This is a genomic window from Herbaspirillum sp. Her3 (assembly GCF_057961275.1).
In genome coordinates, this window is record NZ_CM176328.1 from 1,659,998 (window position 1) to 1,672,011 (window position 12,014).

9 protein-coding genes are annotated in these 12,014 nt (G+C 65.1%); 5 read left to right on the forward strand and 4 right to left on the reverse strand.

Annotated features, from left to right (window positions below):
* Positions 1-30 precede the first annotated feature (30 nt).
* From ACVC5H_RS07580 to ACVC5H_RS07595, 4 genes are all read left to right on the forward strand, one after another.
* Positions 31-1,656 (forward strand): glucan biosynthesis protein G, encoded by a 1,626-nt coding sequence (locus tag ACVC5H_RS07580; RefSeq protein ID WP_489621729.1) that lies wholly within the window; start codon positions 31-33, stop codon positions 1,654-1,656.
* Positions 1,629-4,277, forward strand: coding sequence for a glucans biosynthesis glucosyltransferase MdoH (mdoH, locus tag ACVC5H_RS07585; RefSeq protein ID WP_489621730.1), 2,649 nt, complete (start codon positions 1,629-1,631; stop codon positions 4,275-4,277). Before ACVC5H_RS07580 ends, mdoH begins: the two co-directional genes overlap by 28 nt.
* Positions 4,278-4,362: 85 nt before the next feature.
* Entirely contained in the window at positions 4,363-5,580 is a 1,218-nt protein-coding gene (locus tag ACVC5H_RS07590) for an efflux RND transporter periplasmic adaptor subunit (RefSeq protein WP_489621731.1), read from the forward strand.
* Positions 5,581-5,723: 143 nt separating this feature from the next.
* Complete coding sequence (locus tag ACVC5H_RS07595; RefSeq protein WP_489621732.1) at positions 5,724-7,139, forward strand: efflux transporter outer membrane subunit; 1,416 nt, start codon at positions 5,724-5,726, stop codon at positions 7,137-7,139.
* A 13-nt stretch (positions 7,140-7,152) separates the two neighbouring features.
* Here the strand turns inward: ACVC5H_RS07595 and ACVC5H_RS07600 are convergent, their stop codons facing one another.
* From ACVC5H_RS07600 to ACVC5H_RS07610, 3 genes are all read right to left on the reverse strand, one after another.
* Entirely contained in the window at positions 7,153-8,214 is a 1,062-nt protein-coding gene (locus ACVC5H_RS07600; protein WP_489621733.1) for an NAD(P)H-dependent flavin oxidoreductase, read from the reverse strand.
* Between the two features lie 51 nt (positions 8,215-8,265).
* Entirely contained in the window at positions 8,266-9,237 is a 972-nt protein-coding gene (locus tag ACVC5H_RS07605) for a thymidylate synthase (RefSeq protein WP_489621734.1), read from the reverse strand.
* Positions 9,238-9,484: 247 nt separating this feature from the next.
* Positions 9,485-9,796 (reverse strand): hypothetical protein, encoded by a 312-nt coding sequence (locus ACVC5H_RS07610; RefSeq protein ID WP_489621735.1) that lies wholly within the window; start codon positions 9,794-9,796, stop codon positions 9,485-9,487.
* 249 nt (positions 9,797-10,045) lie between these two features.
* On the opposite strand from ACVC5H_RS07610, the gene ACVC5H_RS07615 reads away from it, so the two are divergent.
* Positions 10,046-10,687 (forward strand): DedA family protein, encoded by a 642-nt coding sequence (locus ACVC5H_RS07615; RefSeq protein ID WP_489621736.1) that lies wholly within the window; start codon positions 10,046-10,048, stop codon positions 10,685-10,687.
* A 204-nt stretch (positions 10,688-10,891) separates the two neighbouring features.
* On the opposite strand, the gene ACVC5H_RS07620 is transcribed toward ACVC5H_RS07615, so the two are convergent.
* Positions 10,892-12,010, reverse strand: coding sequence for an NADH:flavin oxidoreductase/NADH oxidase (locus ACVC5H_RS07620; protein ID WP_489621737.1), 1,119 nt, complete (start codon positions 12,008-12,010; stop codon positions 10,892-10,894).
* Positions 12,011-12,014: the final 4 nt, after the last annotated feature.

Here is a 12,014-nt window from a genome sequence, read left to right on the forward strand (position 1 = left end):
GCCTGCCGGGGCAATCAACCAGAAAATTGCATGTCAGACAAAACAATAATGCTGCTTCACACCACCTCCCGGCCTGGCGACGGACCTGATTTCGTCCGCAGCGCCGCTCGATTGACCTGGTGGCGCCGTCTGGCCGCTCCGGCGGCCCTGGCGGGTCTGTTGGCGCTGGCCTTGCCGCAGGCTGCGCTGGCCTTCGATTTCAACACGGTGGCCGCCCGCGCCAAGGCGCTGGCCGGCAAATCGTACAAGAAGCCCGCCGATGACCTGCCCAAGTCGCTCAAGGACCTGAGCTACGAGCAGGCCAGCCAGATCTACTTCCGCGATGACAAGTCGTACTGGCGTGCGCAGAAGCTGCCCTTCGAGCTGTCCTTCATCCACCTCGGCGCCAGCTATACCGAGCCGGTCAAGGTCAATGAAGTGGTCGGCGACGCCGTGCGCGAAATCCATTTCAGCCCGGCCCTGTTCGATTACAGCGCCAACCGCAGCGTCGATCCGCGCACCTTGCGCAATATCGGCTTTGCGGGTTTCCGCATCCGCTTCCCGCTCAATTCGCCCAAGGTCAAGGATGACGTGCTGACCTTCCATGGTGCCAGCTACTTCCGCGCCATGGGTAAAGGTCAGAGCTACGGCTTGTCGGCACGCGGCCTGGCCATCGATACCGCGCTCTATTCGGGCGAGGAATTCCCGCGCTTTACCGAGTTCTGGCTGGAGCGTCCTTCAGGCGAGGCCAAGGAACTGGTGATCTACGCGCTGCTGGATTCGCCGCGCGCCACCGGTGCCTATCGCTTCGTGTTGAAGCCGGGCGTCGATACCGTCATGGACGTCAAGGCCCAGCTCTACCTGCGCAGCAACGTTACCAAGCTGGGCATTGCGCCGCTGACCAGCATGTTCCTCTTCGGCGAGAACCAGCCCGGTCCGGCCGACGATTTCCGTCCGGAAGTGCATGATTCGGACGGCCTGTCGATGCAGTCGGGTACCGGCGAATGGCTGTGGCGTCCGCTGGTGAACCCCAAGCGCCTGCTGGTGACTTCGTTCTCCTTCGACAATCCGCAGGGCTTTGGCCTGATGCAGCGCGACCGCAATTTCTCGCACTACGAAGACCTGGACTACAACTACCAGTCCCGTCCGAGTGCCTGGGTCGAGCCCAAGGGCAAGTGGGGTTCGGGGCGCGTGGAGCTGGTGCAGATTCCCACGCCCGATGAGACCAACGACAACATCGTCGCCTACTGGATTCCCAATACGCTGCCCAAGCCGGGCCAGCCGCTGAATGTGGAGTACCGCTTGTCCTGGCAGAAGGACAACGAGAAGCGTCCACCGCTGGCCTTCGTCACGCAGACCCTGTTCGGCCATGGCTATCGTCCCAAGCAGGACGGCAAGCCGGACGAGGTACAGCAGCTGGCGATCGATTTCGATGGCGGCAATCTCAAGAAGCTGCCCGCCAATGCGCGGGTGGAAGGTGTGGTCGAGGCCGATGCCAATGGCAAGCTGGCCAGCGTGACCACCCGCAAGAATGACGTGACCGGCGGCTGGCGTGTGGAAGTCAAGCTGCGCCGTCTGGAAGAAAACAAGCCCGTCGAGCTGCGCGGTTTCCTGCGCAATGCCAATGGCGGCACAACCTTGTCTGAAACGTGGAGCTACATATTACCCCCCAACTAAGGCAGACTTCGGCAGCCTCGCAGGCGCTCGAGGATTACCTCGCGCGCCTGCCGCTGTCGCCTCTGCAACGCCAGGACCTGGCCGCGCGGGCGGGTGCGATCGGCTCCGGCGATCCGGTGGCTGACCTGCACCGCGTGCTGGCCGAAGCGTCCGGCCGCGATGCCAGCCTCGTGCCGGCCGCAGCGCAAGCTTCGGTCGATGCGCGCCTGCGCCTGATGTATCCGGCGGCCCAGCCGGCACCGGTTCCTGCGGCGCAAGCCGCGCGGGCGGTGCACGGGGCGCCCGTGCCGCCTATCGGTCAAGAGCGCGGCCAGCCGCGCATTCCGGTCGGTCCGCCTCTGCATCGCAAGTCCATGGTGCCGCGTCCCTGGGGTGAACTGAATCCTTTCTCGCGCTGGGTGGAAGAAGAAAACCGCCGCCTGGAACGCCGTCCCAGCCGCTGGCGGCGCGCCCGCAAGGGCCGCGCCAAGGTGGCCGAAGCCGCACCGCCGGTGGACGACGAACCGCGCTACATCGAAGATCACCTGGACCAGTCCGAGGCCCCCGATCCCAAGGGCCACTGGCAGCACACCGGCAACATCCGCCGTATTACGCTGCTGGTGCTGATGGTGCTGCAGACCTCGATGGCGACGTATTTCATGAGCGACGTGCTGCCGTATCACGGCACCAAGCCGCTGGAGATGCTGGTGCTGTTCCTGTTCGGGCTGCTGTTCCTGTGGGTCTCGGCCGGGTTCTGGACGGCCATGACGGGCTTCCTGGTCTTGATGCGTGGTGATGACAAGTACCTGATCTCGCATGAGAAGGCCGGCAATACCGAGATTGCGCCCGAGGCGCGCACGGCCATCGTCATGCCCATCTGCAACGAAGATGTGGCACGCGTCTTCGCCGGCCTGCGTGCGACCTACGAGTCGCTGGAACGCACCGGGCAGATCCGGCATTTCGATTTCTTCATCTTGAGCGACAGCGGCGAAGCCGATATCTGCGCGGCAGAAACCGCCGCATGGGATCGCCTGTGCCGGGAAACTGGCGGCTTCGGGCGCATCTTCTATCGCCATCGCCGCCGCCGCGTCAAGCGCAAGAGCGGCAACCTGGACGACTTCTGCCGCCGCTGGGGCGCCGACTACCGCTACATGGTGGTGCTGGATGCCGATAGCGTCATGACCGGCGAATGCCTGACCAAGCTCACGCGCCTGATGGAAGCCCATCCGGGCGCGGGCATCATCCAGACCGCGCCCCGTGCGGCCGGGCGCGATACGCTGTATGCGCGTATCCAGCAATTTTCCACGCGGGTGTACGGACCGCTGTTTACAGCCGGCCTGCACTACTGGCAACTCGGCGAGTCGCACTTCTGGGGCCACAACGCCATCATCCGCCTGCAGCCCTTCATGAAGTATTGCGCGCTGGCGCCGCTGCCGGGCAAGGGCAACCTGTCCGGCCCGATCATGTCGCACGACTTCGTGGAAGCGTCGCTGATGCGGCGCGCCGGATGGTCGGTATGGATCGCCTATGACCTGGACGGCAGCTACGAAGAAATGCCGCCCAACCTGCTCGATGAGCTCAGCCGCGATCGCCGCTGGTGCCAGGGCAACCTGATGAACTTCCGCCTGTTCCTGGCGCGCGGCATGCACGTGGTGCATCGTGCGGTGTTCGTGACCGGTGTGATGGCATATGTCTCGGCGCCGCTGTGGGGGCTGTTCCTGATCCTCTCTACCGTCTTGCTGGCGGCCCATACGCTGATCGATCCGCAGTACTTCACGGCGCCGCGCCAACTGTTCCCGATCTGGCCCGAGTGGCATCCGGAGAAGGCGCTGGCGCTGGTCTCGGCCACTGCCACCATCCTGTTCCTGCCCAAGATCCTGGCGGTGCTGCTGTTTGCGGTGAAGGGCGCGCGCGGCTTCGGTGGCGCGTTGGCGCTGCTGGTGAGCATGCTGATCGAACTGCTGTTCTCGATGGCGCTGGCACCGGTGCGCATGCTCTTCCATACGCGCTTCGTGCTGGGTGCCTTCCTCGGCTGGAATGCCGGCTGGAAGTCGCCGCCGCGCGCCGACAATGAAACCGGTTGGGGCGAGGCGGTGCGCCGCCATGGCTGGCATTCGGTGCTGGGTGTGGCCTGGGGCGCGCTGGTGTACTGGCTCAATCCATCCTTCATCTATTGGCTCATTCCCATTGCCGGTTCGCTGGCCGTGTCGGTGCCGGTGTCGGTGCTGTCCTCGCGGGTGACGTATGGCCGCGGTTTCCGCCGTGCGGGTCTGTTCAAGATCCCCGAAGAAACCTCACCACCGTTCGAGTTGCGCGAGACCGTACGCCATCACGCCGAGACGCCGCCGTTGCCGGGCTTCGTCGAGGCCGTGGTCGATCCGTCCTTCAATGCCCTGGTGTGCGCCACCGCGCATGCGCATCCGCAGGTGCCGCAGCTGACGCAGCACCTGCGCGAGAAGCTGGTGCGCACCGCCTTGAAGGAGGGACCGGACGCCCTGAACGACAAGCAGAAGAACGCCATCCTCGAAGAACCGGCCCTGCTGTCGCAGCTGCACCAGGCGGTCTGGAGTGGCGCGCCCGAGGTCCATGCGGACTGGCGCGCAGCCCTGGAGCGCCAGGTAACACCGGCACTGGCCGCCTGAGGGGGCGGAGCGGGACCGGGACGGCCGGGGACATCCGGCCGTCATCATTTTCTGGGATCATCCTTTCCGTTTGCCGCAAGCCATCATGACCGAGCCGCACGATCCACTTCCGCACATCGTTCCCACCACCCACGCGCCGGCCCGGCAGAAAGCTTGGTGGAGCGGTGCCGCGCTGGTCCTCCTGCTGGGCGGGGGCTATGCGCTGTATGCACGCCAGTCGCCGCCACCGGCGCCGCCCAAGCCGATTCCGGTCAAGCTGGAGACGGTCGCAGTGGAGCGCGCCGACCTGGAGCAGGTAGTCAATGCCACTGGCAACGTGGTGGCGCAGGATTACGTGGATGTGGGCTCCAAGGTGGCCGGCCAGATTGCCGACGTGGACGTGGTGATCGGTGAAACGGTCAAGGCCGGGCGCCTGCTGGCTACCGTGGCGCCGGCCGTGCAGAGCAGTCGCGTCGAGAGCAACCGCGCCACCCTGGCCCGTCTGAAGGCCGAGCTGGCCGGACAGAATGCCCAGCTCGACTTTGCCCAGCTGCAGTTCCAGCGCCAGACCCAGTTGAAGGCCGAGAACGCCACCCGCGAAGAATCCTACGAATCCAGCCGCATGAACATGGCGGCCGCCGCCTCCCGCGTGGACGCCACCAACGCCCAGATCCAGCAGACCGAAGCGGCCATCCGCGAAGACGACGCCCTGCAGAAGCAGACCCGCATCGAGGCCCCGGCCGGCGGCACCATCGTCACCCTCAATGCACGCCCTGGCCAGATGGTCAGCGCCAATCAGGAAGTGCTCATGCGCATCGCCGATCTTTCGCGCATGACGGTGCAGGTGCCGGTGTCGGAAGAAGACGTCACACGCCTGCAGAAGGGCATGACCGCGTATTTCACCACGCCCGGCTATCCCGGCAAGCGCTGGAGCGGCAAGCTGCGCCAGATCATGCTGCTGCCTACCGACGACTCCGGGCGCCAGGGCAAGAAGGCGTATTACACGGTGCTCTTCGACGTGGCCAATCCCAGCCGCGAACTGATGAGCGGCATGAGTGCCGACGTGTATTTCGTGCTGGCCCGGGCCGAACAGGTGCCGACCATTCCGCGTGCGCTGGTGACCAAGCCCGGCATGGATGGCACCCAGACCGTCAAGGTGGTGCTGGCCGATGGCACGCTGGAGAGCCGCAAGATCAAGATCGGCATCCGCGATGGCGAACGCGCCCAGGTGCTGTCGGGCCTGAAGGAAGGCGAGCAGGTGCTGCTGCCGGCCAATCCGCCGGTGCCCGCCCCTGGCGATGCGCCGGCTGCTGGTGGCAAGTAGCGCGCAGCTGGCTTGAGGTAGAGTAGCGGCTGCACCGGGCTGCCCGGTTTTCCTGTTTGCGTATTTCGATGTTCAAGGCCATGACACAGCGTCGTTCACCGTTGAAGACTTCTTCCCCTTTGCCTCGCCTCACGCGCGTGGCAATGGCCGTCGCCCTGGTCCTGGCCATCGGTGGCTGCGTCACCAAACCAGTGCAGACCGACCCCATCCTCGAAATGCAGGTGCCCGACAAATGGGGCGCTGGCGTCTCGGCCGATGCCGCACGCGGCGAGCAGCTGTGGCCGGATACCGACTGGTGGAAGCAGTTTGGCAGCAGCGAATTGTCCGAGCTGGTGCAGGAAGGCCAGCGCAACAATTACGAGATCGCCGCCGCCTATTCGCGCGTCAAGCAGGCTGAGGCGCAGGCCCGTATCGCTGGCGCACCGCTGCTGCCCAACGTGGCCCTGAACGCGGGGGCCAGCCGCGAGATGCCCATTTCTGGCGGCTCACTGACCAACAGTGCCAACCTGAGCCTGCAGGTCAGCTATGAGATCGATTTCTGGGGCAAGAACCGCGCGGGTGTCGATGCGGCTGAAGCCACCTTGCGTGCCAATCGCTATGACCGTGAAACGGTGGCCCTGACGGTCACCAGCGGCATCGTTTCCACCTATCTGCAGGTGCTGTCCTTGCGCGACCGGCTGGAGATCGCGCGCCAGAACGTCAACAATGTCGAGCGCGTGCTGCGCCTGGTGGAGGCGCAAAGCCGCGCCGGTTCCGCTTCGCCGCTGGACCTGGCGCGCCAGCGTTCGGCCCTGGCCAACCAGCGCCAGTTGATTCCCGACCTGCAGCAGCAGGAGCAGGATGCGCAGACGGCGCTGGCGATCCTGCTGGGCCGTCCTCCGCAGAATTTCAAGGTCGAGGAAAAGGGCCTGGCCAGGATCCTGATGCCGCGCATCTCGGCCGGCCTGCCCTCGGAACTGCTGACCCGCCGTCCCGACATCCGCCGCGCCGAAGCCAATCTGGCTGCGGCCAATGCCAATGTGGCGGTGGCGCGGGCTTCACTCTTCCCCAGCATTTCGCTGACCGGCGCGACCGGGGCGCAGAGCAGCGCCTTGCTGTCGCTCTTTGATGGGCCCAACCTGTTTGCCAGTCTCGGCGCCAGCCTGATCGCACCGATCTTCGATGGCGGCACCCTGCGCAACAAGCAGGCTCTGGCCGAGGCGCAGAAGGAAGAGCTGGTACAGGTGTACCGCCAGCGCGTCATTACCGCGCTGTCGGAAGTGGAAAAGGCGCTGGGCGCCATTCGCAGTCTGGAAGAACGCTATCGCCTGAAGGCCGGCGAAGTGGACCAGGCGCGTTTCGCCTTTGAACTGGCCGAGATCCGTTATCGCGCCGGGGCCGAGGATCTGCAGGTGGTGCTCGATACCCAGCGCACCCTGTCGGAAGCGCAGAACCAGCTGGGCCAGATCAAGCTGCAGCGCCTGCAGGCCACGGTGTCGCTCTACAAGGCGCTGGGCGGCGGCTGGCAGGACAAGCAGGTGCCGGGCGATACCGGCACGGCCACGGCCACCGTGTCCTGAAGAGGGCGCCGGCTCAGGCCTGCGCCTGCCACTCCTTCACCAGCAACTGCACCAGTTCGGCTACCGTATAGCCATCCCGGATGAGCGCCGCGCCCTGGCCCGCCCAGTGTGCCCCGAACTCGTGTACCTCCCTGGCGGCGGCCATGGCATGCAATTGCTTGCCGGCGTCGTAGGCGGCGGGATACGCAGGAATGCGGGTTACAGGCGATATGTCGATTTCTTCCATGAAGCGGTTCACGATGCCCCGCGCACGGCGGCCCGAGATGGCGGCCGTCACGCGGGTGTGCCGGGCACGTGAACTTTTGAGCAAATTTCTATAGGCGGCGCTGGCTCCCGATTCGCGCGTGAGCAGGAAGGCCGTGCCCAACTGCACTGCCTGCGCACCCAACTGCAGGGCTGCCGCGATCCCGGCGCCATCCATGATGCCGCCAGCGGCGATCACGGGCAGCCGGCAATGCGTGGACAGCAGGCGCACCAGGGCGAAGGTGCCGATTTCCTCATCATGATGTTCATCGAAGATGCCGCGATGGCCGCCGGCTTCGATGCCTTGCGCCACGATGGCATCCAATCCTGCGGCCTCGATCTGGCTTGCCTCGTCGAGGTTGGTGGCGGTGGCCATCAGGAATACGCCAGCGTTTTTCAGTGCCTGGATCACCGTCGCGCCGGGCAGGCCGAAATGGAAGCTCACCACCGCCGGTGGCTGCTCCAGCATCAGTTGCTGCATGCCGGTATCGACGATGAAGCTCTGGTAGATCTCCTTCAGGGGCAGGCTGATGCTGCCGCCGAATTCGTCCAGATGGCCTTGCAGATGCCTGATCCAGGCCGCATCGCGGTCGGCATCGAGCACTGTTGGCTGATGGCAGAAGAAGTTGACGTTGAAGGGTTTGTCCGTCAGCGCATGCAATTGCGCCAGCGCTTCGCGCGCCTGCGCCACCGAGGAAGCTCCCAGCGCCAGCGAGCCCAGCGCGCCGGCATTGGAGGCGGCTGCCGCCATGGCCACGGTGGAGCTGCCCGCCATGGGCGCCTGGATGATGGGATGGGCCAGGCCCAGTCGTTGCAGCAGCGCAGTGGACATGCGGACTTCCTGAGTACGGGCCGGTAGCGGGCACCGGCGTGCCGAGATGGATCAGACCGCCATGGGGGCGGTCAGCGGTGCGTGGTGCTGGTAGTTCACCAGCGAGAAGTCGGACGGCTCGATCAGTTCCAGCCATTGCGGCGCGTACTCGCCGGTCCTGGCAAACTCCGGCACGCGCTCGGCAATGGCCAGTTGCGGCAGCGGGTAGGGCGCGCGGGTCAGTTGTTCCTTGACCATCTCGATATGGTTTTCGTAGATGTGCGCATCGCCCACGAAGTAGCTGAACCAGCGCGGCTTGTAGCCGGTCAGGCGCGCCACCAGGTGCAGCAGCGCTGCGCCTTCGGCCAGGTTGAAGGGCGTGCCCAGGCCGATGTCGTTGCTGCGCACGTACAGGCAGAGCGAGATTTCGCCGGTGCTCTGGTTGGGCAGGAACTGGTACAGCAAGTGACAGGCAGGCAGGGCGATTTCATCGAGCACCGCGCAGTTCCAACCGTGGAAGAGAATGCGGCGGCTGCCGGGATTCTTGACGATGGTGTCCAGGCATTCACGCAGCTGGTCCACGGCCTTGTAGAGCAAGACCTTTTCCACGCCGTTATCTTGCAGCGAGGAGACGACGGCAAAGCCCTTGGCACGGGCAGCGTCGATCTGTGCGGTGCGCGTGGCCTCGATCAGCTTGTAGGCCGGCCACTGGCGCCATTGCACGCCATACACCGGACCCAGGTCATCGGTGCCGGTGCGGAAGGGGTTGGCCAGCCAGTCGGCATTTTCGTTGGCGTTCTGGTCCCAGACCTTGCAGCCCAGGGCGCGGAAGTCCGCAGCGCTGCGCGTGGCGCGCAGGAAGCCGCACAATTCGCCCACCACCGACTTGAAGGCCAGGCGCTTGGTGGTCACCGCCGGGAAACCCTTCTGCAGGTCGAAGCGCATCATCGCGCCGGGAATGCTGAGCGTACGGATGCCGGTGCGGTTGTCTTGCCAGGAGCCGTTCTCGAGGACGTCCTGGATGAGGTCTTGGTATTGTTTCATTGCAATGTTCGAAGGCTGGCCGGGCGGCCGGAAGATGGGGGATTGTAGCCTATCGACGGCCTGAACATCCGATGGCAGAAGTGTTTGCCATCGCAGCAATATGAAAGAAAACCTGGGGGGCATCCCGCGCAAGGGCTCACGCGAGCAATAGAGGGGTGGGGCGAGTGGAGAGTGGAGAGGAGAGGGCGTGACACCTTACGGTGCCGCGCCTTTTTTCCGGTGGATCGCACCAGCGGGTGCGGTCCGCTCAGCGACGGTCATCGAGGTCATAGGTCGCTCGCAGCAGGGCCTTGCGGCGAGTCAGCTCTTGCTCGCGCTGCCAGCGCGATTGACGCGGCTTGCGTGGCTTGTCGCGCATGGCCCAGCCGAAGGCGAGCAAGACGGTCGTCAGCGGCAGGATCGCCACGGCGGCGGCCAGCATGTCGAGGTCGGCGCGCAGCAGGATGTCGCGCAGCACGCCCGAGAAGATGCACGCCAGCAGCGTCAGGCCGATGGCCGCACCCGTCATCGGTAGCGCATCCAGGGTCTTGTCCAGCAAGGTCAGCAGTTTGGTTTTCATGATCGGCTCCATGGGTCCGGGAAATGCACAAGGGGAACAATCCTGTCGTCACGGCCGCAGCGCGACCGCTTGTTTCAGGTATCGGATTGCCGTTCCACAACTTGCGGGTGGTGGCCGGTAAAGAAAGGTAAGACGGTGTGAGGAAGATATTTGCAATGCTGGCGGCAGGCTGAAGGCCGGTGCGCGGTTTTTGCGGGAGACGCTGCGGGATATTGGTACAATGCCCACTTTTCCTCTCCCGCAGGCCTCATGGATATTCTTCTGTTCCTGGTGGATTTCATAGTCCACATCGACCGTCACCTGGCCGAGCTGGCCGTGTCCTATGGTCCCTGGCTGTTCCTGATCCTGTTCCTGATCATCTTTTGCGAAACCGGCCTGGTGGTCACGCCCATCCTGCCGGGCGACTCGCTGCTGTTCGTCACCGGCGCACTGGCCGCTACCGGCGCCTATGACATCCACCTCATGCTGCTGACCCTGACCGTGGCGGCCATCCTGGGTGACAGCACCAACTACCAGATTGGCAAGATGCTGGGCATCAAGGTCTTCGACAAGCCCAATTCGCGCATCTTCAAGAAGGAGTATCTGGAGAAGACCCATGCCTTCTTCGAGAAACACGGCGGCAAGGCCATCATCATTGCCCGCTTCGCGCCCATTGTGCGCACCTTCGCACCTTTCGTGGCGGGCGTGGGCGCGATGACCTATCCGCGCTTCTTCCTCTACAACGTCATCGGCGGCATCGCCTGGGTGGCCAGCTTCGGCTATGCCGGCTACTTCTTCGGCAACCTGCCCATCGTCAAGCAGAACCTGAGCCTGCTGATCCTGGCCATCGTGGTCTTGTCGATCCTGCCGGGGATCATCGAGTACTTGCGCCAACGGCGTCGTCCGGGCTGATTGACCGGCCCAACGTGAAGGCAAGAAAAATGCCGATCAGCTTTTACGCTGATCGGCATTTTTCTTGGGCGGTGCATTGCATGCCGTTCGTCCTGAGTAGATCCGTCAGGATCGTATCGAAGGCGTGATGGCGGTGGCGCAGGTGCGTCTTCGATACGCCGCCTGGGGCGGCTACTCAGTCGGAACGGTAAGCCGAGCGCAGCTTCATTGCTCTTTCAGGCCATAGCGCACTTCCGGGCGCAGCGGCGTCTTGCTGGATGCAGCGCGCACGTATTGCGGCGGCCAGGCCACGTCTTCGCGCAATTGCTGCGCGGCGTGCAGAGGCCAATAGGGATCGCGCAGCAGTTCGCGCGCCAACAGCACCAGATCGGCCTGGCCGGTACGCAGCACATGCTCGGCCTGGACGGCCTCGGTAATCATGCCGACCGTACCGGTGGCAATGCGGGCCTCGGCTTTCACGCGCGCGGCGAAGCCGGTCTGGTAACCGGGACCGACCGGAATGGCCGCCGAGGGCAGGTTGCCGCCGGTCGACACATCCACCAGATCCACGCCCAGCTCGCGCAGGCGGGACGAGAGGGCCACCGTGTCATCGGGGCTCCAGCCACCCTCGCTCCAGTCGGTGGCCGACAGGCGCACCAGTAGCGGCAGTTCGGCCGGCCACACGGCGCGGGTCGCTTGCACCGTTTCCAGCAGGAAGCGGATGCGGTTCTCGAAACTGCCGCCGTACTGGTCGGTGCGGCGATTGCTCAGCGGCGAGAGGAACTGGTGACCCAGGTAGCCGTGCGCGCCGTGCAATTCGATCACCTTGAAGCCGGCCGCCAGGGCACGTTGCGCCGCGTCTGCAAACGCCTGCACCAGCGCCGCGATCTCGGCTGCCGTCAGGGCGTGCGGTTCGGTAAAGGTGGTATCGAAGGCCAGGGCGGAAGGGGCCTGCGGCACCCAGCCGCCCTCGGCCACCGGCACGCTGGCGGCCGGGCCGTCCCAGGGGCGCAGCACGCTGGCCTTGCGGCCGGCATGGGCCAGCTGGATGCCGGGCACGGCGCCTTGCTGTTCGATGAAGCGGGTGATGCGGCGCAGGGGCGCGACGTGCTCATCCTTCCAGATGCCCAGGTCGGCGCTGCTGATGCGGCCTTCCGGCACCACGGCCGTGGCTTCGGCGATCACCAGGCCGGCCCCGCCTACGGCGCGGCTGCCGAGGTGGACCAGATGCCAGTCGTTGGCAAATCCATCCTCGGCCGAATACTGGCACATCGGCGAGACGGCGATGCGGTTGGGCAAGGTCACGCCGCGCAGGGTCAGCGGCGAAAACAAGTGACTGCTCATGCAA